The 21380-nt window shown below is 56.4% G+C and carries 23 protein-coding genes and 1 pseudogene; all 24 read right to left on the bottom strand.

Annotated features, from left to right (window positions below):
- Positions 1 to 4 precede the first annotated feature (4 nt).
- Complete coding sequence (gene ribD / locus DESPR_RS09985) at positions 5 to 1117, bottom strand: bifunctional diaminohydroxyphosphoribosylaminopyrimidine deaminase/5-amino-6-(5-phosphoribosylamino)uracil reductase RibD (RefSeq protein WP_245529425.1); 1113 nt, start codon at positions 1115 to 1117, stop codon at positions 5 to 7.
- A 6-nt stretch (positions 1118 to 1123) separates the two neighbouring features.
- Entirely contained in the window at positions 1124 to 1588 is a 465-nt protein-coding gene (gene nrdR, locus DESPR_RS09990) for a transcriptional regulator NrdR (RefSeq protein WP_015724695.1), read from the bottom strand.
- Between the two features lie 112 nt (positions 1589 to 1700).
- Positions 1701 to 2126 (bottom strand): ribose 5-phosphate isomerase B, encoded by a 426-nt coding sequence (rpiB, locus tag DESPR_RS09995; RefSeq protein ID WP_015724696.1) that lies wholly within the window; start codon positions 2124 to 2126, stop codon positions 1701 to 1703.
- Positions 2127 to 2149: 23 nt separating this feature from the next.
- Positions 2150 to 3439 carry a beta-ketoacyl-ACP synthase II gene (fabF, locus tag DESPR_RS10000; protein WP_043769952.1) on the bottom strand — a complete coding sequence of 430 codons (1290 nt, stop codon included), beginning with the start codon at positions 3437 to 3439 and terminating at the stop codon, positions 2150 to 2152.
- Positions 3405 to 3638 carry an acyl carrier protein gene (acpP, locus tag DESPR_RS10005; protein ID WP_015724698.1) on the bottom strand — a complete coding sequence of 78 codons (234 nt, stop codon included), beginning with the start codon at positions 3636 to 3638 and terminating at the stop codon, positions 3405 to 3407. Before acpP ends, fabF begins: the two co-directional genes overlap by 35 nt.
- Before the next feature lie 79 nt (positions 3639 to 3717).
- Positions 3718 to 4467, bottom strand: coding sequence for a 3-oxoacyl-ACP reductase FabG (gene fabG, locus DESPR_RS10010; protein ID WP_015724699.1), 750 nt, complete (start codon positions 4465 to 4467; stop codon positions 3718 to 3720).
- Complete coding sequence (locus DESPR_RS10015; RefSeq protein WP_015724700.1) at positions 4464 to 5654, bottom strand: electron transfer flavoprotein subunit alpha; 1191 nt, start codon at positions 5652 to 5654, stop codon at positions 4464 to 4466. Before DESPR_RS10015 ends, fabG begins: the two co-directional genes overlap by 4 nt.
- A gap of 37 nt (positions 5655 to 5691) precedes the next feature.
- A complete protein-coding gene (locus DESPR_RS10020; RefSeq protein ID WP_015724701.1) occupies positions 5692 to 6471 on the bottom strand; it encodes an electron transfer flavoprotein subunit beta/FixA family protein in 780 nt (259 codons plus the stop codon).
- Positions 6472 to 6485: 14 nt separating this feature from the next.
- Positions 6486 to 7634: an acyl-CoA dehydrogenase family protein gene (locus DESPR_RS10025; protein WP_015724702.1), complete on the bottom strand. Its 1149-nt coding sequence runs from the start codon at positions 7632 to 7634 to the stop codon at positions 6486 to 6488.
- Between the two features lie 19 nt (positions 7635 to 7653).
- Positions 7654 to 8631, bottom strand: a complete 978-nt coding sequence (locus tag DESPR_RS10030; RefSeq protein WP_015724703.1) for a beta-ketoacyl-ACP synthase III — start codon at positions 8629 to 8631, stop codon at positions 7654 to 7656.
- A 13-nt stretch (positions 8632 to 8644) separates the two neighbouring features.
- Positions 8645 to 9655 (bottom strand): phosphate acyltransferase PlsX, encoded by a 1011-nt coding sequence (gene plsX / locus DESPR_RS10035; protein ID WP_015724704.1) that lies wholly within the window; start codon positions 9653 to 9655, stop codon positions 8645 to 8647.
- An 11-nt stretch (positions 9656 to 9666) separates the two neighbouring features.
- Positions 9667 to 9882 carry a 50S ribosomal protein L32 gene (gene rpmF / locus DESPR_RS17915; protein ID WP_425513472.1) on the bottom strand — a complete coding sequence of 72 codons (216 nt, stop codon included), beginning with the start codon at positions 9880 to 9882 and terminating at the stop codon, positions 9667 to 9669.
- 54 nt (positions 9883 to 9936) lie between these two features.
- Positions 9937 to 10452, bottom strand: a complete 516-nt coding sequence (locus DESPR_RS10040; RefSeq protein ID WP_015724706.1) for a YceD family protein — start codon at positions 10450 to 10452, stop codon at positions 9937 to 9939.
- A gap of 151 nt (positions 10453 to 10603) precedes the next feature.
- Positions 10604 to 11272 carry an MlaC/ttg2D family ABC transporter substrate-binding protein gene (locus DESPR_RS10045; protein ID WP_015724707.1) on the bottom strand — a complete coding sequence of 223 codons (669 nt, stop codon included), beginning with the start codon at positions 11270 to 11272 and terminating at the stop codon, positions 10604 to 10606.
- A gap of 15 nt (positions 11273 to 11287) precedes the next feature.
- Positions 11288 to 12055: an MlaA family lipoprotein gene (locus tag DESPR_RS10050; RefSeq protein WP_218918236.1), complete on the bottom strand. Its 768-nt coding sequence runs from the start codon at positions 12053 to 12055 to the stop codon at positions 11288 to 11290.
- A 1-nt stretch (position 12056) separates the two neighbouring features.
- Positions 12057 to 12509, bottom strand: coding sequence for an outer membrane lipid asymmetry maintenance protein MlaD (gene mlaD, locus DESPR_RS10055; RefSeq protein ID WP_015724709.1), 453 nt, complete (start codon positions 12507 to 12509; stop codon positions 12057 to 12059).
- Between the two features lie 19 nt (positions 12510 to 12528).
- On the bottom strand, positions 12529 to 13314 hold the full coding sequence (locus tag DESPR_RS10060; RefSeq protein WP_015724710.1) for an ABC transporter ATP-binding protein: 786 nt from the start codon (positions 13312 to 13314) through the stop codon (positions 12529 to 12531).
- Entirely contained in the window at positions 13311 to 14129 is an 819-nt protein-coding gene (locus DESPR_RS10065; protein WP_015724711.1) for an MlaE family ABC transporter permease, read from the bottom strand. Before DESPR_RS10065 ends, DESPR_RS10060 begins: the two co-directional genes overlap by 4 nt.
- A gap of 113 nt (positions 14130 to 14242) precedes the next feature.
- A complete protein-coding gene (locus tag DESPR_RS10070; RefSeq protein ID WP_015724712.1) occupies positions 14243 to 14650 on the bottom strand; it encodes a PilZ domain-containing protein in 408 nt (135 codons plus the stop codon).
- A 231-nt stretch (positions 14651 to 14881) separates the two neighbouring features.
- Positions 14882 to 16531, bottom strand: a pseudogene (locus tag DESPR_RS18965) (sulfite exporter TauE/SafE family protein).
- A 158-nt stretch (positions 16532 to 16689) separates the two neighbouring features.
- Positions 16690 to 18402, bottom strand: a complete 1713-nt coding sequence (locus DESPR_RS10085; RefSeq protein WP_245529429.1) for a GAF domain-containing protein — start codon at positions 18400 to 18402, stop codon at positions 16690 to 16692.
- 53 nt (positions 18403 to 18455) lie between these two features.
- Positions 18456 to 18827 (bottom strand): response regulator, encoded by a 372-nt coding sequence (locus DESPR_RS10090; protein WP_015724716.1) that lies wholly within the window; start codon positions 18825 to 18827, stop codon positions 18456 to 18458.
- 29 nt (positions 18828 to 18856) lie between these two features.
- Positions 18857 to 20419: a two-component system sensor histidine kinase NtrB gene (locus tag DESPR_RS10095; protein WP_015724717.1), complete on the bottom strand. Its 1563-nt coding sequence runs from the start codon at positions 20417 to 20419 to the stop codon at positions 18857 to 18859.
- Complete coding sequence (locus DESPR_RS10100; protein WP_169701580.1) at positions 20416 to 20895, bottom strand: hypothetical protein; 480 nt, start codon at positions 20893 to 20895, stop codon at positions 20416 to 20418. Before DESPR_RS10100 ends, DESPR_RS10095 begins: the two co-directional genes overlap by 4 nt.
- Positions 20896 to 21380 lie beyond the last annotated feature (485 nt).

Consider the following 21380-nt stretch of genomic DNA (forward strand, 5'->3'; position numbering starts at 1 on the left):
GTTTTCACGGCCGCACCAGCGCCCTGAAAAGGAAATCATTGCCCAGCGGCTGGAGCGCCACATCCGCCAACCTGGGGGCCTGATCGCGCCTTGCAAGACTATAGCCGCTGACAAGTGGCGTTCCCTGATCGCCGACGATGAAGGGGGCATAAAAGAGCAGGAGCTCGTCAACCAGCCGCTGGCCATACATGGCGCCGTGGATGCCGGCACCGCCCTCGACCAGCACGGAGGTCAGGTTCCGCGCCCCGAGCAAGCGAAGCATGGCGGGCAAATCCACTCGGCCATCCGCGCCAAGCGCCAGGCGAAGCACCCGCGCGCCAGCACGGACCAACTGTTCCTCGCGGTCGCTGGATGCCTCGGAGCCGCACACCACCCAGGTTTCCGCCGTTGACCGTTGGTGCAACATCCTGGCCTGAGGGGGCAGCCGCAAACAGGAATCGAGCACGACGCGCACAGGATCACGGGTATCGGCTACACCTTCCAGCCGGGTGGTCAGGCTGGGGTCATCGATGATCGCTGTTTCCACCCCAATTAAAATCGCATCGGTCTGATTGCGCAGTCGATGCACAAACCGCCACGATTCCTCGCCGGTCAGCGCCGCGCCTTGTCTGGATCGGAAGGTGATCTTGCCGTCGAGGCTTAATCCGGCCTTCATCATCACCCACGGCAAACCAGTGGTGCTGTGCTTGATGAAAGGATAATTCAACGCCCGGCAGGGCTGCTCAAGCACTCCGCTCACGACCTCAAGGCCGCGCTGCCGCAGATAGGCGGCCCCCCCACCAGCCACCCGGGGGTTGGGATCAGCCATGCCGATGACTACCATGGCTATACCGGCAGCGAGAATGGCCTCGGTGCAGGGGGGAGTACGACCAGTGTGATTACAGGGCTCCAGGGTGACATAGATGGTTGCGCCTCTCGCTTGGGGACCAGCATCGGCAAGGGCATGGACTTCGGCGTGCGGCGTGCCGGCTCGATGATGATACCCCCGGCCGACCACTTTCCCGTCCTTGACCACCACCGCTCCTACCGCCGGATTGGGTGAGGTGCGGCCCAGGCCCTTCCGCGCCTCGGCCAGGGCCAGTTCCATGTACCACTCATGCCCATGCGCCATTGCCATGTCCCCTCAGTGTTTTCCCCGCTCGCCGAGAAACAGTTTCAGTTCGTCCATGAATTCGTTGACATCCTTGAACTGACGATAGACCGAGGCAAAACGCACATAGGCTACCTCGTCCAAGGCGGGCAGCGCCTCCATCACCCACTCGCCGATCTGGCTGGTGGGAATTTCCTTGCCACCGTAATCCTGCAACTTTTGTTCGATATTGTCGACAAAGGCGTCGATATCGGTCATGCTGACCGCCAGCTTCTCGCAGGCCTTCTCCAATCCGGCGACGATTTTTCCCCGATCCCATGGCTCGCGTCGCCCGTCTTTTTTGATCAGCATCGGCAGCATCAACTCAATCCGCTCGTAGGTGGTGAAACGGCGCTGGCAGGCATCGCATTCCCGGCGGCGGCGGGTGATGGTTTTATCCTTACTGATGCGGGAATCAATGACCCGACTGTCCAAATGACCGCAATACGGACACTTCATGGTACCCCCACTCTGGATGATGGCAAAAGGCGGAGAATCGGCTGCAAAAAAAAACCGGCAGCCTTGTATTCAAGCCTACCGGTTTGTCGAGAACATGCTGACAGAGGAATGCTCACCCCATCATGGTGATCCTTCTCAGGTGACGGCCTCCGGCGAATTCGGTCTCGAGCCAAACCTTGACAATGTCCAGGGCAATGGAACGACCCAAGACCCTGGCCCCCAAACAGAGGACGTTGGCATCGTTGTGTTCACGGCTGAGTCTCGCGGTGACCGCCTCGTGACAGAGTGCAGCCCGGATATGGCGATGCCGGTTGGCGGCGATCGACATACCAATTCCCGTACCGCAAATGAGAATGCCACGGGTGGAGGTTCCTTCCTTGATCGCCGCGCACACTTTGTCGGCAAAAACGGGATAATCCACCGATTCAGGCGAAAAGCAGCCGACATCATTGACCGTGTGGCCGGCTTGTTCAAGCAACGAGACAATCTCCTGCTTCAACTCCAATCCGCCATGATCACATCCCAGGACAATATTCATCAGCTGCCTCCTGTTCGCCGTTGTTAAGCGTAACGCCGAAAGATGACCACGCCGTTGGTACCGCCAAAGCCAAAAGAGTTGGACATGGCGGTTTCAAAGCGGGTTTCCCGTGCCGTCAATGGCACATAATCGAGATCGCAGTCCGGATCAGGATTGTGCAGGTTGGCGGTCGGGGGAATGATGCCATGGTGCAGGGCGAGGACGGTGAAAGCCGCCTCGATACCGCCCGCCGCCCCCAGCATGTGGCCGGTCATTGACTTGGTGGAACTGACCGCCAGTTGATGGGCATGGGCTCCAAAAACGGTTTTGATGGCCAGGGTCTCGCACTTGTCGTTGAGCGGAGTGGAGGTCCCATGGGCGTTGATATAGTCGATGTCTTCGGGGTTCAGGCGGGCATCCCGCAGGGCAGCTGCCATGCACCGAGCCGCTCCCTCGCCATTTTCAGGCGGAGCGGCGATGTGATAGGCATCACTGCTCTGGCCATAGCCGATGATCTCGGCATAGATGGTCGCGCCCCGTCGTTTGGCGGCTTCCAGCTCCTCAAACACCATCATCCCCGCGCCTTCGGAGATGACAAAGCCATCGCGGTCCCGGTCAAAAGGCCGCGAAGCGGTGGTCGGATCGTCGTTGCGGGTCGACAGGGCCTTCATGGCACTGAATCCGCCAACGGCAAGGGGGCAGATGACCGATTCCGTCCCGCCGGTGATGGCCACGTCGCAATCGCCATAGGCAATGTGACGGAAGGCCTCGCCGACCGCATGGGTGCCGGCGGCACAAGCGGTGGTTTGGGTCAGATTGGGCCCCTTGCAGCCGATGCGCATGGAAATATGCCCGGAAGGCATATTGGGAATGACCCTGGGAATAAAGAACGGAGTGATCTTGCGTGGCCCCTTGTTCATCATAACCCCGTGGTATTCCTCGATGGTGGGCAGACCGCCCATACCGCAGCCAGTAATCACCCCGACCCGATCGACATTTTCCTCGTTGATCGACAGGCCGCTGTTTTTCCAGGCAATGTCCGCAGCAGCCACCGCATATTGCACAAAGGCATCGAGATTTTTTGCCTGTTTTTTTTCAAACCACACCTCAGGATCAAAATCCTTGACCTCGGCGGCTATCTGCGAGGCCTGATCAGAGGCATCGAAGCGGGTGATCGGTCCGATCCCGCTCTGCCCGTTGATCAGCGCGTTCCACGTCTGCTCGGTACCGATACCGAGCGGCGTGATCAAGCCAATTCCTGTTACAACGACCCGTCGTTTCACGCTCTCCCGCTCCGTATCAGCCTTGAATCTTGGCCACGAAATCGATGGCATTCTGCACGGTGACGATCTTCTCGGCCTCTTCGTCGGGGATTTCAACGTCGAATTCCTCTTCCATGGCCATGATCAGTTCGACCAGATCCAGGGAATCGGCTCCGAGGTCATCGACAAAGGATGCGCCCGGAACAACTTTGTCACGATCAACACTGAGTTGCTCGACGATGATATCAATCATTTTATCTTCAACGGCCATTGTTATTCTCCTCAAAATTGTCTTGTTGTTGTTTTGTTAAAAACGATGCTCGAATATGTAGATACTCGGGCATTCCTTGTCAATGTCCCATATACATTCCGCCATTGACATGCAGGGTCTGACCAGTAATGTAGTTACTGTCAGGCGAGGCCAGAAAGCCCACCGAGGCGGCAACATCCTCCGGCGTTCCCAAGGTTCCCATGGGAATCTGGGCCTTGAGCGCTTCCTGAACATCTTCGGTGAGGCCATCGGTCATGTCGGTGACGATATATCCGGGAGCCACGCAATTGACGGTGATGTTCCGCCCCGCCAACTCCCTCGCCATGGATTTGGTCAGTCCCGCCAGGCCAGCCTTGGCCGCGCCGTAGTTGACCTGCCCGCTGTTGCCGACAAATCCGACCACCGACGACACATTGATGATTCGTCCCCACCGTTTTTTCATCATGGCGCGCATCACTGCCTTACTGCAGAGAAACGCCCCTTTCAGATTGGTATCCAACACGCTGTCCCAGTCGTCTTCCTTCATGCGTGCCATCAAGCCATCGCGGGTAATGCCCGCATTGTTGACCAGGATATCGATCTGGCCATGTGTCGCGATAATTTCCTTGATTTGTTCCTGAACCGCTTGCGCATCGGCCACATCAAATCGGACGGTAAAGCCCTTGCCGCCCACGGCCTCGACCTGCCGGAGGGTTTCTTCGGCCGCCGCCGGATTCGCAACGTAATTGATGCCGACCGTGGCCCCCATGGCGGCGAGTTTCAGGCAAATGGCTCGACCGATCCCGCGGCTGCCGCCGGTCACGAGGGCAATCATCTTTTCCAGTATCATTTCTTCATCTCCTGCAACCGCTGAATCAAACGCGGCACCACTTCATACAGATCACCGACCACCCCATAGGTGGCTATATCAAAAATGGGTGCACTCTTGTCTTTGTTGATCGCCACCACGATCTCTGCCGATTGCATGCCCACGGCGTGCTGCACAGCCCCGGAAATACCGCAGGCAATGTAGAGCTTGGGGCTGACCGTCTTACCAGTCTGCCCCACTTGATGGGGATAGGGGATCCAACCAGCATCCACCGCGGCCCTGGAAGCGGCGACGGCGCCTCCCAGTTCGTTCGCCAGTTCACGGATCAGGGCAAAGCCCTTGGCCGAATCGAGTCCGCGTCCGCCAGCCACCAGCGCTTCGACCTCCTGAATATTGACCTGATCATCGGTGTTGATCACTGTCTCGAGCACTTCAATCTTCGACTGGAGTAACCGCTCGGGAATTTGCATCACGACCACCTCCCCGCGACGCGTTGGGTCGGGCTCGGCAGGTGCCATCACCTTGGGCCGCACCGTGGCCATCTGTGGCCGAGTGTGGGGGCACTCAATGGTTGCCATGATATTGCCGCCAAAGGAGGGCCGGGTCTGCAGCAACATGCCGTCGGATTCCCTGATTTCCAGCCGAGTGCAATCGGCGGTGAGTCCCGCATCGATGGCGTTCGCCACATAGGGGATGACTGAACGGCCGATGGCGGTCGCTCCGGCGAGCACCACTTCGGGCTTTTGCTCCCGGATCACCTGCTCCAGAATACCGGCGTAAACATCTTCGCGAAACTGTTCCAACAGCGGATGTTCGGCAAGAAACACCCGGTCTGCGCCGGCAGCTATCAGATCCTGGGCCAGCGAGGCGACCGCGCCTCCGGGAAGCACGGCACTAAGCGTGGTTCCGCGCTGCTCGGCAAGTTTCCGGCCAATGCCGAGCAACTCATAGCTGACCTGCGCCACTTTGCCATGACGATATTCAGCAAACACCAAAATGCCCGAATAGTCGTTGATGTCGGCCCGAACCCGCTTCTCCGCAGTTTCAATCCTCAATGCCCCGACCGGACAGTTTTCAACACAAGCCCCGCACAGTGTGCAGGATTCATTGACCACGGCACAGTCGACCTCGACGCTGATCGCTCCAAAGGCGCAACTTGTTTCACAGATGCCGCAGGCAGTGCATTTCTCGCTATCGATAATCAGCATGGGAACAATCCGGTTGAAATCACGGGGTGAAAGACGATCACAGATGCGCCTTGAGGCACGCGACCAGTTGGTCGACCTGCTCTTCAACGCTTCCTGTAAAAATTTTGCGATTGCCCTTGGGCTCCGGCGCGAACACCCGGACCACCTGCGTCGGGGAACCGGCCAGACCGATGCACTGCGGGTCAGCACCGATATCTGAGGCGGAAAAGCACTTGATTGCCGCTTTTTTCGCTTTCATCTTCCCTTTCAGCGAAGCCACACGCGGCTGGTTGATATCCTTGACCACGGTCATCAGGGCCGGCAGAGGCAGGCGGACGACATCAAACCCATCGTCCATCATCCGTTCCACTTCGATAACCCCATCGCCAACCGTACGCGTCTTCTGAATACAGGTAGCGTACGGCACCTGAAGTCGGTGGGCCAGTCCCGGCCCCACCTGGGCGGTATCGCCGTCGATCGCCTGCTTGCCGCAGAGAACGAGATCAAAGGGGCCGATAGCCTCTATGGCCTTGGCCAAGGTGTAAGAGGTCGCCCACGTATCGGCCCCGGCAAAGGCACGGTCTGAAACCAGCACTCCTTCATCGGCTCCACAGGCGATGGCCTCACGCAACACCGCCTCGGCCTGCGGTGGCCCCATGGTCAAAACGGTTACGGCGCCTCCCAGCTGCTCCTTGATGGCCACCGCCTCTTCCAGGGCATGGCGATCATAAGGGTTCATGATCGACTCCACTCCCTCCCGGGCCAGGGTGTTGGTTTTCGGATCGAGACGAACGTCCTTGGCGTCCGGAACCTGTTTGACACAGACGATAATCTTCATGCGTTGTCCTGCTCTCAGGCGTATTCCTTGTTCAATTCCTGGCCAACGACATTGCGCTGAATCTGGTTGGTGCCTTCATAAATTTGAAGGATCTTGGCATCGCGCATCATCTTCTCCACCGGATACTCTTTCATGTAGCCGTATCCACCCAACACCTGAACCGCATCGGTGGTGACTTTCATGGCCATATCGGTGGCAAAGACCTTGCACATGGACGAGACCTTGGACATATCCTTGGGATGCTTGTCGATGTGCTTTGCCGCCGCGTAAACCAACGATCGGGCTGCCTCCAGCTGGATGGCCATGTCGGCCAGGATGTGTTGCACGGCCTGAAAGGATATGATCGGTTTGGCGAACTGAACGCGTTGCTTGGCATAGGTGACCGCTTCATCAAGCGCTGCCTGGGCAAGGCCGACACCTAGGGAGGCGATCCCTGGCCGCGACATGTCCAGGGTCTTCATCACGGTGATGAACCCGGTTCCCCGCTTGCCTACCAGTCGATCCTTGGGAATACGGCAATCCTTGAGAATCAATTCCCGGGTGGCCGAGGCCCGGATGCCCATCTTGTCTTCCTTCTTGCCATAGGAAAATCCCGGATCCCCGTCCTCGACCACGAAAATGGAGGCTCCGCGCGCGCCCTTGTTGGGGTCGGTCAAGGCAACAATGGTGTAGATCTGTGATTCGCCGCCATTGGTGATCCATTGTTTGGTCCCGTTCAGCACCCACTCATCGCCATCCAAAACCGCGGTGGTGCGGATGCCGGAGGCATCACTGCCGGCATTGGCCTCGGTCAGACCAAAGGCGGCCCAGCGGGATCCGCTGGCGATATCGGGCATGTATTTCTGTTTCTGCTCTTCACTGCCGGCAATCAGCACCGGAAAGATGCCCAAAGCGCTGGCGGCAAAGCTGGTGGCCACACCAACGCATCCCCGGGCCAATTCTTCCAGGGCCAGGACAACCTCAAAACAACCGCCGCCAAACCCGCCATATTCCTCGGGAACAAATATGCTGAACAGATCCGCCTTGGCGATATCCTTTAATATTTCGCGGGGAAACTGGTTTTTTTCATCAAGTTCGGCCCGAACCGGAATAATCTTTTCATTGGTGATTTCCCGGGCGGTATCAACGATCATCTGCTGCTGTTCAGTGAGAAAATAATCCACAAAGACTCTCCTTGGTGTCTTACCAACGCATGAGCAGCGAACCCCAGGTGAGGCCGCCGCCAAAGGTACATAACAACACAATGTCTCCCCGCCTCAGCCGTCCTTCACGGTGCGCTTCGTCCAGCGCGATCGGGATGCTGGCGGCCGAGGTATTGCCGTACTTGCTTAAATTGATGAACACCTTCTCCTCCGCGATGCCCAATCGGTCACGCAAATTGGTCAGGATGCGGATATTGGCCTGATGGGGAATCATGAGGTTGACGTCGTCGATGGTGAGGTCATGCTTACGCAACAGACTGGTAACGGCATCCTCCATCATCCGAACAGCATGTTTGAAGATGTCGCTGCCGCTCATACGGATATGAGGCCCGTGCCATATGTCCGGCCGCAGATCCGGATTAAGGCTTTCCGGGCTGTCCATGCACAACAGGTTCCACAATTTGCCATCTGAATGCAAACTGCTGCCAAAAACTCCTCGACCGTCATGCGAGCCAGAAAGGACCACCGCTCCCGCTCCGTCCCCAAAAAGAACACAGGTGTTGCGATCTTCCCAGTCCACCCGAGCGGACAGTGTTTCCGCACCGATCAGCAGGATTTTCATTTCCGGCCGATTCTGAATGTAATTGCTCGCCAGATCCAGACCATAGGTAAAACCGGCACAGGCGGCGTTGATGTCGTAGGCAAAGGCATTCACCGCCCCCAATTCCGCCTGCACGAAACAGGCAGTGGACGGCATGATCATGTGCGGCGAAACGGTCGCGACAATAATCAGATCGAGCTCTTCGGCATCGATCCCGGTCACAGCGAGCGCCCGTCGTCCCGCCTTGGCGGCCAGCTGATAATTTTGTTCATTCTTTCCAGCAATATGCCGGTTTCGAATACCGGTCCTGGTCGTAATCCATTCATCGGAAGTATCCACCATCCGCTCAAGCTCGGCATTGGTGAGTTTCCGTTCGGGAAGACAGGAACCGGTTCCCAAGATAACTGCTCTATTCATGAAAAACCTGCTTTCAGGCGGCGAATTCGCCAAGGGCTTCAACGATCGCGTCGTTGATGCGATTGTGGACCATGCTGGCGGCGACTTCAATCGCATTGCGGATGGCCACGGCATTGGAGGCGCCGTGACAGATGATGCCGGTGCCGTCTATACCGAGCAGTGGCGCGCCGCCATATTCCGCGTAGTCCACCTGTTTTTTAAATCCAGCGAAAGCCTCGCGGATAAGGAGATACCCAAGTTTGGCACGCCAAGTTTTCATGATTTCCCGCTTCAGCATCTGCATGGCCGCCTCGGCCAGGCCCTCGCTGATCTTCAGCGAAATATTGCCGACGAACCCATCACATACCACCACATCGACATCGCCGCGATACACGTCGCGTCCCTCGACATTGCCGATGAAGTGCAAGGGGCTTTTTTTGAGCAATTCATGAGTTTCCTTGACCAGCGCATTCCCTTTTCCGGTTTCCTCGCCATTACTGAGCAACCCGACCCGTGGCCGTTCATGCTTGAGCAGCAACCGAGAGCAGGATGAGGCCATGACAGCAAATTGATACAAATGCTGCGGTCGACAGTCAACATTCGCACCGATGTCCATCAGCATCACCGGTTTTTTCAATGTCGGGAAGAAACTGGCAATGCCCGGCCTGGATACACCGGGAAGCCGCCCCAGCTTTCGTACGGCCGCCGCCATGGTCGCGCCGGAATTGCCGGCGGAAACAAGCGCGTCCGCCTCGCCGTTCTTTACCAGATCGAAACCGACCATAATGGTCGCCTCTTTCTTCTTGCGCACGGCATCAACCGGGGAATCATCCATGGTGATCACCTCGGCGGCGTGATGGACACTGATTCGATCCAGTGCATCGCCTTGGCCGCGGGCATGTTCAGCGAGTTGTTGTTCCAAAAGATGTTGGGGGCCAACCAAGACGACGCGGAGATCTTTCCTGCCGCCAACGGCGGCGAGTGCCCCTTGAATCGCCATCTCTGACCCCCGGTCGCCACCCATGGCGTCAAGGGCTATTCTCACCACAGTGCCTATTAGCTTATCTCTTCCTCAAGACGGATCACACTCCGCCCCTTGTACATGCCACAACCGCCGCATAACTGATGACGCATCTTCGCTTCGCCACACTCGGGGCATTGCCCGACGCTGGGTTTAGTCAACGCATCGTGCGCCCGGCGCATTCTTGTTCGCGAATGGGAATGTCTACGTTTCGGTAAAGCCATAATGTCCTCCATTGCGTCCACAAACATTGAACGGTGCCGAATCGCCCATTCTGTCGTCTTTGGACAACTTATTGATAAAATTTATTTTTTCAACCGAGCAAGTCCCGCAAAAGGAGACCGATTATCCTCGGCGGCACAGCTGCAGTGCATCCCATTCAGGTTAGCGCCGCAACGCGGGCAAAGCCCCTTACAGGTTTCGGCGCAGAGATTTTTCATCGGGAGCGCCAGATATATCTGCTGTCGAAACACATCGTCAAGGTCAATGACAGGTTCTTCAAGCACCTCGATGTCTAAATCTGTTGTTGTACATTCGACTTCCTTCAAACGCCACGAGGCTTCGCTCTCTACCTCGAACAGCAACTGGAAATCGGTATCCACCTGCACATCGTAATCTCCAAGGCAGCGATCGCATACCAATGTCACCACGGCTTGAAGATACCCCTGCATGCCAACCTTTGCTTCGCCTTCGCGACGCAGTTCGCAATGGGCCTGCAGAGGTCCCTTGATGGCAAAATCCCGCTGCGCGACAAGACTTTCTATGACTGTCAACTCGAAACGACTGCCATACGGGGAGATTTCATTGAACCGGACCTGCACCCTGCACCACCTTCAACCGCGCGAAAAAGTTGGTTTTCCGTCGAAACGGAAAAGTATACCTAAAAAAAAAATCTTCGCCAAGCAAAAAGAGAAGAATTTGAAAAAGAGAGGAGAATCAAGATGAAAGAAGCATTGATTCCTGCGGATGGAATCAGGATTGCTTCTGCTGCTGTTCCAATTGGCTGATTTTATTTTCTATCTGTTTAACCAAACCCGGATATCCGTCCTTGAGCAGGATCTCCTTGAACTGCTCCATGTAGTTGCGCACGAGGCTCACCCCTTCGACAACCACATCGTAAGCCATCCATTGCGTCCCGCGAAGAATAAGAATATACGAGATGGGAATGGATTTATTCGCATCCACCAGCAACGTCTGCACCTCGGCGCGATCCCCCTTGATCCGCTGTTGAGTGAACTCGACCTGTTGCCCGGTATACTCGTCGATTTTTCCCACGTAGGCATACTGCAAAAGCTCGGTGAACAACTGTTCAAATTGTGCCTGCTCCTGTGTATTGAGCGAACGCCAATGCTGCCCGAGAACCCGCTTGCTCATTTCGCGAAAATCAAAGCGTTCACGTACGACATTGATCACTCTTTGACTCTGCTCTTTTTTCGGAACCGTTTTCAGGGTGGGGTCGGCGAGTACATCGGTGACTTTCTGCAGGAAGGGACGAAATTGCTCTGTAGGATCGGGAGAGCTCGCGGCCGCCGCTTGTCCGAGGAAGGAGCCGAAAATGATTACGACAAGAACAAGCAGGCCGCTGAAAAAAAATTGGGTACCCTGCCGACGGCATCGTCGATCCAATATCATGAACCACATAGCGATAAACTGTTTTTATTTTGTCTGAGAATGATTGCGCGTTTTACTTCGCATCTGGAAGTAGCCGTTGCGAAAAGCTATATAGGGATCAAAGCTCAAGGATTTCAACTGGTCATATTCCCCAAGATGCAGCGAGGTGCGATTCACCGTATTAACGCCGGTAAGCGTGTACGGGCTCAATTCGTCATCGCTCCACGGATAATAGGAAGCCATGGCCAAGCTGTCAACCACGGTTCCGGTCAAATCGCGCACCGTGGACGGTCCCAGCAAGGGTGCGACCACATAGAAACCGTCGCCGATGCCCCAGGTGGCGAGCGTTTCCCCGAGCGTGGCGCTGATGGGCGGAATGGCAAATTCATGGGCCGCGGTATCCGCCAAGCCAAAGACACCGCAGATGGTGTTGAGCGCGAACCGGGATAAGACCAGACCGGAATCGCGAAACCGTCCTTGCAGCAGGCAGTTGACGGAGCGCACCGGTTCACCGAGGTTGTAAAAAAAATTGCCGATGCATCCCCGAATATCGGCAGGCAGTACCTTGCTGTATCCTGTGGCCACAGGGTCCAACACCCATATGTAGAACTTGTCGTTCAACGTGAAGATCGCCCTATTCACCGGCTCGATCGGATCGGCAACTTGGGCAGTTTCTCCATTTGCATAGGCGTCATCGCTGAGGAAGTCATTGGCGGCCGCATTGCCGCCCCCAATGAGGAAAGACACGCACAGCATAAGACAGCAGCGCAACAGCAACGCGAAGATAGGTTTTGGTTGCATAACGGGACTCACGTTATTTTTTCACCTCGCCAAAGGCAAATTTGGAAATGAGCGATTCCAAATCAACCGCCGATTCCGTGTCAACAATGGCTTCTCCGGGTTTGTAGGCGGTTTCATCGCCTCCCAGGGTAATCTGAATGTATTTATCCCCAATGATACCTTGCGATTTAACGGAGGCGATCGAGTCGACAGGGACGACCACCTCGCGGTCGATCTGCATGGTCACAACGGCCTGACGATCTTCATTGAGATGCAATTGGCGCACCTTGCCCACCGTGACACCAGCAATCTGCACATCTGCTCCCGGCTTGACCCCGGAAATGTTATTAAACTCGGCATGCAGGAGGTAGGTCTTGGCACCGGTCAACCAGGGGACCTCGCCAAGCTGCAACGCCAACCACCCCAGGGCCAGAAAACCGACCACCAGAAAAAAACCAACAAATAATTCCACACGCGCATTGGTCATAGCCTTTTCCTTTCCTCAATTATGCCGCCTGCTGTCCCATGACCGAGCGGGCAAACTCACGGATCTTTGGTTTGGTTGAAAGCGGGATCTGGGCGGGATCTGAAAAAATATCCAGCTCGCCTTTGTTCAGGAGGATGATCTGGTCGGCAAGGGTAAAAATCTGCGGGATATCATGGCTGACGATAACCGCCGTATATCCAAGACGTTGCTGGGTGCGAACAAACAGTTCGTAGATTTCCCTGGTCATAACCGGATCAAGACCGGTGGTCGGCTCGTCGAACAAGACGATTTCCGGCTCAAGCTGCAGGGCTCGGGCCAGGCCCACGCGTTTTTTCATCCCGCCGCTGAGCTGGGCAGGAAATTTTTCCTCATGCCCTGTCAATTCAAGCTGTTCAAGCGTCGCCGCGATACGGCTTCTTATCTCCTGATCGCTCAACCGGGTACGCTCCCGCAACGGCAATGCGATGTTTTCAAAGACGGTCAGCGAATCGAACAAGGCTGCCCCTTGAAAAAGCACACCGAACCGCATTCGCTGTTCCTGAAGGGCTTTGTAGCCCATGGTGGTGATATCTTTTTCGCCGATCAAGACCTGACCAGAATCAGGACGCAGCAGGCCGAGAATTAGCTTGAGAATCACGCTTTTCCCCTGACCGCTGCCCCCGGCAATGACCGTGGTCTTGCCCTTGGGCACGGAAAAGCTGACCCGGTCAAGCACCAGATGGCGCCTGGACCGCTCGCCAAAGGATTTACAGACATCGACAAATTGGATGGCTGTTTCATTGGCCGGGGCGATTGCTGTACTCATAGCAACACCGCGGTGAGCAGATAGTCAAAGATCAAGACCGAAATCGACGACATGACCACTGCTTGAGTGGTGACTTTGCTGACGCTCTCCGCACCAAAACCGGCCCCGCGAATTGTCTGGACAAAATAACCGCGACCGGTGCAGATCCATGCCACCAGCAAGGCGAAGACAAAGGATTTAATTACCCCCAGGCGCACATCGTGGTTGGTGACGCTTTGCTCCATGCCGGAAAAAAAGGCGCCACTGTTCACGCCCATAAGCTTCACCCCGGCCAAATATCCACCGGTGATGCCGATCACATCGAAAAACGCGGTCAACAGGGGAACCGAGATCAAGGTTGCAAGAAGTTTGGGGGATATGAAATAACGAAAAGGGTCGATGGCCATGCATTCCAAGGCATCGATCTGTTCGGAAATCCGCATGATACCGATTTCTGCGCACATCGCCGATCCGGCTCGCCCAGCCACCATCAGGGCGGTAAGCACCGGCCCGAGCTCCATGATCAGGCTGAGGGAGACCGCGGAACCCAGCATCCCTTCGGCACCAAATTTATGCAGGGAGTAGTACCCTTGCAGCCCCAGAACCATGCCGGTGGAAAGCGCGGTGAAAAAAATCACCGTCAACGACCCTGCGCCGATAAATCCGACCTGCTTGATCAATTCACGGAAACGAAAGGGACGTTTGAGAAGGCCCAGCAGGGAAAAAAATAAAAAAATCCCCATCCTGCCGAGATCGGTCAGGGTGTAGATCGCTTGATCGCCCATTCTGCCGATCAGGCGCAGTAAGGGAAGGGAACTTTTTTCTGTTTCAGTCATGGGAGGTACGTCGAATTGTTGCCCCGGTCGCTAAAAATACACGCCGGTGCGCCGATCAAAATAAAAGAAGCTCCAGCCAAGGCTCAGGCCAGAACTTCTTGCGCATGCCTCTCTCAGCAAATGGACACGGGCGCGGGAGCAAACTCTTCAAGAAAATGTTCGGCTGTCTGAATGGGGTCATCCGAAGAATAGAGAATCATGGTTTGCAGAAACATGAAGCAGTTCTCTGCCATGCCGGTAAACTTGATGCCGACTCCCCCCGCTTCCTTTCGCAGAATTTTTCCCCGGATCGTATAAATGAAGCTGATTCGATTTCCGGTTTCATGCAGCTCCAAGCGGCACTCCTCGCCAACAGGAACATTCACCGCACCCTCGAGAAACACCCCCCCCAGACTAAGGTTGCGCGCTGCAAACTGACCATGCACCTTATCCTGGATTCGGACCTTCACCGTGCGGGTAAAAGGGACCCGAAAATGGGTGCGTTTATCTGGGGTGAAGACAAGCGGCCCTGCGGTCATCATCTTCAGTTCCTTGAGAGGGAATTATTAGATGTCAGTTTGTTCTTACTATCGCATTCTCCACGCAATATGGCAAGCAGTTATTCGCTTTTGTAATTGCCACACCGGGGGCCACCGTTCCGAGCCATGGATGAAAAACGCCAGGAGGGCAAGCCCATCCTGGCGTTTTTCACTGCATCGCTCCTGCGTGGTGAGATCAACCAGGGCTCAGAGCCGCTGATTGCACATCAACCATCAATATACGCCCAACAGATTGAGGGCCAGCAGGATCAGGCCGACACAGGCGATCCGCTTGACCACCAGCGGACTGACCCGCTTGGCGATCTGCGGCGCGATATAGCCGCCGAGGATGGCTGCCGGAAACATGGCCAAAAAGAAGTACAGGTCGAAGTTGCCGAACTGATAGTGGCGCATGGTGCTGACCGTGGTATTGAAGAAAATGGCCAAGAGCGAGCTGCCCACCACCAGGTACATGGGCAGCCGCAGGGCGACGGTCATCAGCGGCACCATGAAGGGGCCGCCGCCAAAGCCGAACATCGACGACATGATGGCAATCAGAAAACCGCCGATGCAGCCCACCACCATGTTCACCTGAAATTCCTGTCCCCAAAATTCTATTTTCATAACGGATTCCTCCTCGAATGATCCTTAATTGTTGCCTTTGGCCGCTTGCTCAGCCCGCTTCTTGAACTCCTTGAGAATGGACTGTTCCTTCTTGTTTTTGGCCAGGTAGCCGGGGGTGGTCTGCCAGAGCATCAGCGCTGCCAGGATGATGAGGATCCAGCCGAAGGCAAACTTGAACTGATCCAGGGTGATCATTTCCGTCAATTTCGGGCCGATGAAGCCGCCCAGCAACATGGCGGTGCCGATACCACAACCAAGCTTCCAATTGATGAATTTGATCTTCGAGTAGTTATAAATACCGCTGCCCTGGGAAAAGAGCACGGTCGGGGTGACAGTACCGGCGACGATGGTATGGGGCAGGGCCGGAAACAACGCCAGCAGCAAGGGGTTCATGATGAAACCACCGCCCGCGCCCATGAGCACGCCGAAAATGGCCACCGCCAGGGAGAGGAAGAAGGGGTAGAAAATATTGAGACTGGTGCCGGCGTTCTCCAGGTAGACATTGGGGAAGGCAATCTTGTTGTCAAAGGTTGCCACCTCGCTCTTGAGCGATTTGTCGACCACGGCGACGACCTTGTACTTGCCCGGAGCCAACCCTTCGCGAATCTTGATGTCCGCAGTGTAGGAACCGTCGGGCTTGACATCGATGGCGGCGGCCACCACCTTGTCAACGCTCTGGAAGCGGGCCTTGACCAGCTGCATGGAGCGTTTTTTATTCTCCTTCTCGTCCATCGTCGGCAACAGATCACCACGACTGCCGACGACGCTGGCCATGAGCGTCGACTGATAGCGCTCGATCTTGGTCTTGGCCGGAACGGTATAGGCGACATCCGCCCCCAAACTCTTGAGCAGTTCGGAATAACTCCATTTCTTTCCTTTTGTCTTGGCCTCGTCGATCTTTGGCTGCAGTTCCTTGGGGGCAAAGATCTTGTAATAGGCCGGCATTTCTTCGGTTATGTAGAAGATATACGGCCGTTTGCCGGTTTCCTTATCGACCTCGCTGTCAAACCGGTTGGCGCGCACGGCATGATCCGCTGCCCAAACCTCGAGAAATACCGGCTTGCCAGCCGGGGCCTGGCCGCTCACCTTGATGGTGCCGCCATTGTTGACTTCGTTCTTATCGATGGCAATGGTTGGCGCGGCAATCACCGCCTCCGGCTGTGCGGCGGCGGTCACCTCCTCGCCAATCGCCACATTTCCCCCACAAAGCACCAACAGTGCCGTAAATAGCCATGGTACGAGTTTTGTTCTTTTGTTCATGCGTCATCTCCTCAGTTGTATTCATCTCGCACTGCCCGGGCGCGTGAAACAGCATCCGGCAGCACTGCATACCCACTGTTTTTCTTTTTGCCCTTACCCGGTGCTGGCCGTGTAGCCACGGTCGTTCACCCACCGGACAAGACCTCTTCCCCCTCAACCTATTCCTTCCGCACCTCCTTTGTGCCGTTCGCGGCACTCTCCATATCGTTTTGTATTAAGGATAAAATCTTACTTTTGCCCACATATTCACGGCTGGTAAAGCCGGTCATGGCGGTCATTTTCTGGGTCAAGTCGCCGATCTGCTTGAGGTTGCGGATGATCACCGCCAGTTCCTCCTGCGCTTCGGCCGGCAACGCATCCTCGGCGAGCAATTGCGCCGTGCCCAGGGCCGCGAACAACGGGCTGTTGATCTCATGGGCGACGGTACCGGCCAGCTCAACGATGCCCTGCAACTTGCCGCTCTGGATCTTTTCCGCCTCAAGCATATGCTCGCTGGTGATGTCACGGATGATCTCAATCACATACGCAACCCGTCCACTGTCGTCATGAATTGGCGAGGCCGTGCGCTCAAACCAGCGCAGCTGATCATCGGAGCGAAATTCCTGAACAAAGGGACGCATTTCCTCGCCCTGCAGGATCTGGTCGACCGGGCAAGCTGCTTCGCCTTCGCCGGCTTGACACAGCGCTGTGTAGTGCGTGCCCACCACCTCGCGTTCCGTCTTGCCCGCCGCGTCGAGAAACACCCGGTTGGCCAGCACCACCCGGCGGTTGCGATCCAATACCAGCAACTGATGCCGCAAACTGTTGATGATGTCGCCGAGAAATTTCTCGTGCTCCTTGATCTGCTCCAACAAACGGTTGATCCGCTGATAGTTGCGCGCATTGCGGATGGCCGTGCCGCCGACCTCGGCCAGGGTGGCGGCAAACCGGACTTCGGCATCGGAAAACACTCGCGGCTCGTCGGTGAGAATCCGCATCACCCCAATCACCTCGCCATTGACCTTCACCGGCACCGCCAGCAACGACACAATCCCCTCCTCGATCATCTGCTGGTGATAGTCGATGCGCTGATCATGACTGACGTCGTAGATCGCCACCGGTTCCCCCGCGAGCACCATCTGAATGTTGCGTTCCTTTTCGATCTCGCCGCGATTGAGATAAGCGCCGGAAACCCCGTGGGAGGCGGCCAGGCGCAGAACACCTGATTCGGGATCGACCAGGCGCAGGGTGCAGCCCTTGGCCCGCATGGTGACCGCGGCCCGCTCGGCCAGGGCGCCGAGGATGCCCTCCAGATTCAGGGTCGAATTGACCAGGGAAGAAATGCCCTGGATCTCACGGAGAAAGCTCAACTGGGCTTCCATGTTCTTGAACAACCGCCCGTGGGAGATGGCAATCCCCACCTGCTCGGCCAGGGCCATGGCAAAGGAGATCTCCTCGGAGGAAAAACTGCGGGCCCTCCGGGTCAACAACCGCATGATGCCGATCAGATCTCCCTGAAAAAGAATCGGCAGGGTCAGCACGCTCTTGATTCCTTCCCGGTGGGCCGCCTCACGAAAAGGCAGAAACGGGTCTTCGTCGACATGGGCGCTGAAAACCGGATATCCGGAACGGATCATGGCCAGGGTTTCCTCGGCGTCGATCACATCGCGGGAGAGGTATTCCAGCGACACACCGTGCGCCGCTCCAAGCACAAAGGTCCGGGTGGAGGTGTCGAGCAACCGGATGGTGCAGGCGTCGATGTCCAGCAGGGCCGGCAGGGCGCGCACTATGGTGTCCATCACCTCTTGATGATCAAGGACCACCGAGGTCAGCCGGGTCACCTGTTGCAAGACCCCTAAAAATTGCTGCTCGCGGGATTGGGAGTTGTTCACCACCTGCGGCCCCCTGCTCGTTCCCTATTCACCCTGAGTTCCACCTGACCCACTCAGGCCCTTGGCTTGGCGGCCAGCACCTTGTCCACCTTTTCTTCCAGCTCTGTCCGGTCGATGGGTTTGACGCAGTATTCGTCCGCCCCAAGACTGATCGCTTCGCGCGCGGTCTCCACCGTCGGATACCCGGTGAGCATGATCGCCCGCATCGAGGGATTGTCCTCCTTCAAAATAGCCAGCACCTCGATGCCGCTCATCTTTTTGAGCTTGATGTCGAGAATCGCCAGATCCACAGGATGCTGGCGGGCAAAGGCGATAGCCGCGTCCTCTTCGGTGAAGGTATGGACCACATGTCCCTTTTTCTTGAGAATCTTACCGACCAGCACGGTGGCGTCGAGCACATCGTCCAGGGTGAGAATTTCAGCCATTTGTTCCTCCTTGCTCTGAATCCAAATGGTTATTCTTTTATCGCTGCCGTTTCCTCGGCTTCGGGCAGCGCCAGGCGGAACAGGGTGCCCGGCAGCTGGGTGCCGGCCGGTCCGGAAACGGGACTTTCAATTTCAATGGTCCCGCCGTGCTCCTGAATAATGCCGTAGGAAACCGAAAGCCCCAAACCGGTCCCCTTCCCCACCGGCTTGGTGGTGAAAAAGGGGTCGAAAATCCGCGCCTTGATGTGTTCCGGAATACCGTGGCCACTGTCGCGAACCTCGGCAATGACCTTACCGGTCTGGCGGTCGAAGCGGGTGGCAAGGTGCAACTCGCCGCTGCCCTGCCCTTCCATGGCGTGATGGGCGTTGTTGATCAGATTGACGACCACCTGGCGCAGCTTTTCCGGGTCGCCGACAATGGGCGGCAGATCGGGGGCCAACGTCAACAGCACCTTGATATGACTGAGGTTGAGACTGTGTTCGGTGATCGCCACGGCATCCTCGATGATCTCGTTGACATCCACCGTTTCCCGGGCGCTGCCCGATTGGCGCGAATACTTGAGCAGATCGGCCACAATCTTGCGGCTGGCCTTGGTCTGACGCTCGATGACTTCAAGGTTCTGGTATGTTTCCGAATCCTTGTCAAAATCATCCATCATCAACTGGGCGTACCCAAGAATGATGCCGAGCGGCGTATTGATCTCGTGGGCGATACCGGCGGCCATCTGTCCGACCGAGGCCATCTTTTCGCTGGACACCAGCTGCTCCATCATGGTCTTCAGCCGGGTCAAATCCTTGGCAATCCCTTCGGAGCCGATGATGTTGCCCTGTTCGTCATAGAGGGCGGTGGCCGAAATCAGCACGTAAATGGTCGTGCCGTCCTTTTTCTTGAATTCGGATTCGAGATCACGAATATATCCATCCTTTTCCAGCATCACGGCGTAGGTGCGCACATCTCCCTCGTGGCGGAAAATATCGCGCAGAGTCAGCCGGGAGAGCTCATCGGCCGTGTAGCCCAGCATTTCCGAACCCGAGGCATTCATATCAAGAATTGCGTGACTGCTGTCGGAAAAAAAGACCATGTCCTTGGAGGCGGTGAACAGATGACGAAATTTCCGCTCCGACTTGGACAGCTCGGCCGTGCGCTCCTCGACCTTGTCTTCCAGGTTGAGGTTCAACTCCTTCAGTTCGTTGGCGGTTTGGGTTAGACGAATCTTGGACTGTTTGAGCTTGGCCGCCTCCTGCTCAATGGCCTCGTATGCCTGCACTCCCTTGTGATAAAAAATCATCACTGCGGCCACTGAAATCATGCACAGGGTATTGAACCCTCCGGAATAGGGGGCAATGCCCTGCCAAAGTTCCCCCCTGCCGACAATAAAAAGCAGTTCCTTGGCGATGTGGCCAACGGCCCTGGACACGGCAAAGGCGGTAATCGCCAGGGTGACGTAGAAAAGGCAACCCCAGAGAAAATTCTCCGGCTTGAGCCGGGTGAGACGAAAGGCGTACCACAGGGACAAAAAGGAAAAAAGGATATTGGCCGCCGAGCCGGCGATGTCGACAATGATGGTCGGCAGCAGGGGCAGGCCGTTCATTTGCCGCTCCCCGCCGAGGCGGTGACCACCGAACGATAAAACGAACGCAGGCCGAGAAAGAGGCAGAAAAGGGCCGGCACGTACATCAGATGATCGAGCTTGGTGATGAAATAGAGATACTGGTGCAGGGTCAGGGGGCCAACCAGCCGGGTCTGCAGGTAGCAATCGGTCTGCAACAGGGCCTGCGGATCGAGATAGACACCGACAAGATGACCAATGAAGGCCAGCGTGTTCCAGCAGGCCATCAGAATACAGAACATCTGCAAGTAGCGCCATCCACGGCCGGTAAAGGAAGCGCGGCGGATATCCCAGTAAAAATAACCGAGGGCAAAGATGTAGTGCAAGTGGGCCATCTGATGGACGTACAGCCCTTCCGGCTCCCCGTGCACCTGCAGGGCCAAGGCATTGTCCGGAAGGACAAGAGCCAGGACGGCCATCACAAAAAACCATGTACGAGTGACTGTTCCTCTGGTCATCAAGGCACGTTCAGTTCGGGTTTCATGCACACACATTGTTCTGCCCCCCATTAGCACGATGCGTACCAGCCTTGGCACGCACCCGCCAACAATCAACTAATTCATTGAAAAAACAAACTTATCTTTCCATAGCCCGCCATATGGCGGTAATGCGGCGTGCGCCTTGTGAAACGGGAAACCGCAACATAAAAGTTGCAGGAGAAACAAAAACAATGCGCCAGTCGCGAGACGGTTATTGAACGCTGATCAAGGAAGAAAAGAAATCAGGAAGAGAAAAGCGGGGCTTCAGCCAGCGTTCTGCCCGGCGCTGTGTTTCCCGTCAGAAATGACGCTGAACCGGCGAGGGGGTACGGCGGCAGCCGCCATCGGCCGATCCTCTGCGTGTCCCGGGCTGGCAAAGCACCCCTGAACCGGGAACCGCGCATGACAGCCGCCAACCCGCCGTCCCGGCAGGACTTTTTATACGGAAAACGAATTCGGCACGG

Origin of the sequence: Desulfobulbus propionicus DSM 2032 (assembly GCF_000186885.1) — a bacterium.
GTDB lineage: Bacteria > Desulfobacterota > Desulfobulbia > Desulfobulbales > Desulfobulbaceae > Desulfobulbus > Desulfobulbus propionicus.

Coding starts and splice junctions, on each gene's coding strand:
- DESPR_RS10100 (WP_169701580.1), bottom strand. CDS start 20,895: ATGACCAGAGGAACAGTCACTCGTACATGGTTTTTTGTGATGGCCGTC.
- DESPR_RS10095 (WP_015724717.1), bottom strand. CDS start 20,419: ATGAACGGCCTGCCCCTGCTGCCGACCATCATTGTCGACATCGCCGGC.
- DESPR_RS10060 (WP_015724710.1), bottom strand. CDS start 13,314: ATGAGTACAGCAATCGCCCCGGCCAATGAAACAGCCATCCAATTTGTC.
- DESPR_RS10020 (WP_015724701.1), bottom strand. CDS start 6,471: ATGAAGATTATCGTCTGTGTCAAACAGGTTCCGGACGCCAAGGACGTT.
- acpP (WP_015724698.1), bottom strand. CDS start 3,638: ATGGCCGTTGAAGATAAAATGATTGATATCATCGTCGAGCAACTCAGT.
- rpmF (WP_425513472.1), bottom strand. CDS start 9,882: ATGTTTGTGGACGCAATGGAGGACATTATGGCTTTACCGAAACGTAGA.
- DESPR_RS10065 (WP_015724711.1), bottom strand. CDS start 14,129: ATGACTGAAACAGAAAAAAGTTCCCTTCCCTTACTGCGCCTGATCGGC.
- nrdR (WP_015724695.1), bottom strand. CDS start 1,588: ATGAAGTGTCCGTATTGCGGTCATTTGGACAGTCGGGTCATTGATTCC.
- DESPR_RS10070 (WP_015724712.1), bottom strand. CDS start 14,650: ATGATGACCGCAGGGCCGCTTGTCTTCACCCCAGATAAACGCACCCAT.
- rpiB (WP_015724696.1), bottom strand. CDS start 2,126: ATGAATATTGTCCTGGGATGTGATCATGGCGGATTGGAGTTGAAGCAG.
- DESPR_RS10090 (WP_015724716.1), bottom strand. CDS start 18,827: ATGGCTGAAATTCTCACCCTGGACGATGTGCTCGACGCCACCGTGCTG.
- fabF (WP_043769952.1), bottom strand. CDS start 3,439: ATGCCATCGATTTCGTGGCCAAGATTCAAGGCTGATACGGAGCGGGAG.
- DESPR_RS10030 (WP_015724703.1), bottom strand. CDS start 8,631: ATGAATAGAGCAGTTATCTTGGGAACCGGTTCCTGTCTTCCCGAACGG.
- ribD (WP_245529425.1), bottom strand. CDS start 1,117: ATGGCAATGGCGCATGGGCATGAGTGGTACATGGAACTGGCCCTGGCC.
- DESPR_RS10015 (WP_015724700.1), bottom strand. CDS start 5,654: ATGCTGATTATCGATAGCGAGAAATGCACTGCCTGCGGCATCTGTGAA.
- mlaD (WP_015724709.1), bottom strand. CDS start 12,509: ATGACCAATGCGCGTGTGGAATTATTTGTTGGTTTTTTTCTGGTGGTC.
- fabG (WP_015724699.1), bottom strand. CDS start 4,467: ATGATACTGGAAAAGATGATTGCCCTCGTGACCGGCGGCAGCCGCGGG.
- DESPR_RS10045 (WP_015724707.1), bottom strand. CDS start 11,272: ATGTGGTTCATGATATTGGATCGACGATGCCGTCGGCAGGGTACCCAA.